The organism is Pseudoclavibacter sp. AY1H1, from assembly GCF_002931055.1.
Taxonomy (GTDB): Bacteria; Actinomycetota; Actinomycetes; order Actinomycetales; family Microbacteriaceae; genus Pseudoclavibacter.
Window position 1 is genome coordinate 3,894 of the sequence record NZ_PSXX01000023.1, and the last position, 1,871, is coordinate 5,764.

At 53.7% G+C, this 1,871-nt stretch carries 1 rRNA gene; it reads right to left on the minus strand.

Annotated elements, in window-relative coordinates:
• Positions 1 to 115 precede the first annotated feature (115 nt).
• Positions 116 to 1,635 (minus strand): 16S ribosomal RNA (locus C5E05_RS19680).
• Between the last annotated feature and the right edge of the window lie 236 nt (positions 1,636 to 1,871).

Consider the following 1,871-nt stretch of genomic DNA (forward strand, 5'->3'; position numbering starts at 1 on the left):
TCACGCTGAGCACCGAATAGTCAAATGTTCCACCCATGAGCGCCACCGATCGACATTCGCGACCGAAATGACTTCAGCTCCACACCCAAAAGGATGCGTGCTAAGTGCTCCTTAGAAAGGAGGTGATCCAGCCGCACCTTCCGGTACGGCTACCTTGTTACGACTTAGTCCTAATTACCGATCCCACCTTCGACGGCTCCCTCCAAAAGGTTAGGCCACCGGCTTCGGGTGTTACCGACTTTCATGACTTGACGGGCGGTGTGTACAAGGCCCGGGAACGTATTCACCGCAGCGTTGCTGATCTGCGATTACTAGCGACTCCGACTTCATGGGGTCGAGTTGCAGACCCCAATCCGAACTGAGACTGGCTTTTTGGGATTCGCTCCACCTCGCGGTATTGCAGCCCATTGTACCAGCCATTGTAGCATGCGTGAAGCCCAAGACATAAGGGGCATGATGATTTGACGTCATCCCCACCTTCCTCCGAGTTGACCCCGGCAGTCTCATATGAGTTCCCACCATTACGTGCTGGCAACATACGACGAGGGTTGCGCTCGTTGCGGGACTTAACCCAACATCTCACGACACGAGCTGACGACAACCATGCACCACCTGTATACCGACCTTGCGGGGCGAACATTTCTGAACGTTTCCGGTATATGTCAAGCCTTGGTAAGGTTCTTCGCGTTGCATCGAATTAATCCGCATGCTCCGCCGCTTGTGCGGGCCCCCGTCAATTCCTTTGAGTTTTAGCCTTGCGGCCGTACTCCCCAGGCGGGGCGCTTAATGCGTTAGCTACGACACGGAAACCGTGGAATGGTCCCCACATCTAGCGCCCAACGTTTACGGCATGGACTACCAGGGTATCTAATCCTGTTCGCTCCCCATGCTTTCGCTCCTCAGCGTCAGTAATGGCCCAGAGATCTGCCTTCGCCATCGGTGTTCCTCCTGATATCTGCGCATTCCACCGCTACACCAGGAATTCCAATCTCCCCTACCACACTCTAGTCTGCCCGTACCCACTGCAGACCCGAGGTTGAGCCTCGGGATTTCACAGCAGACGCGACAAACCGCCTACGAGCTCTTTACGCCCAATAATTCCGGACAACGCTTGCACCCTACGTATTACCGCGGCTGCTGGCACGTAGTTAGCCGGTGCTTTTTCTGCAGGTACCGTCACTTTCGCTTCTTCCCTACTAAAAGAGGTTTACAACCCGAAGGCCGTCATCCCTCACGCGGCGTTGCTGCATCAGGCTTTCGCCCATTGTGCAATATTCCCCACTGCTGCCTCCCGTAGGAGTCTGGGCCGTGTCTCAGTCCCAGTGTGGCCGGTCACCCTCTCAGGCCGGCTACCCGTCGTCGCCTTGGTGAGCCATTACCTCACCAACAAGCTGATAGGCCGTGAGCCGATCCATAACCAAAAAATCTTTCCAAACACAGACCATGCGATCGTGTTAGATATCCAGTATTAGCCACCGTTTCCGGAGGTTATCCCAGAGTTATGGGCACGTTGCTCACGTGTTACTCACCCGTTCGCCACTAATCCACCCAGCAAGCTGGGCTTCATCGTTCGACTTGCATGTGTTAAGCACGCCGCCAGCGTTCGTCCTGAGCCAGGATCAAACTCTCCGTAAATGAATAACAACCAAACAAACCCAAAGGCTCGCCGGTAAACATCACGCCACCACACCGAAGTGCGATGACAAGTTTGAAACTGACAAAAAACAAAACAACACCAAACCCGAAAGTTCAGTACTGACTTGTATTGTCCAAATATGTTTCCAAAAGGAATCCTTACCCCCTCCAAAGGAAGAGGCACGGGATCAAATTGGCATTTGACATAGTGCACGCTGTTGAGTTCTCAAGAATCG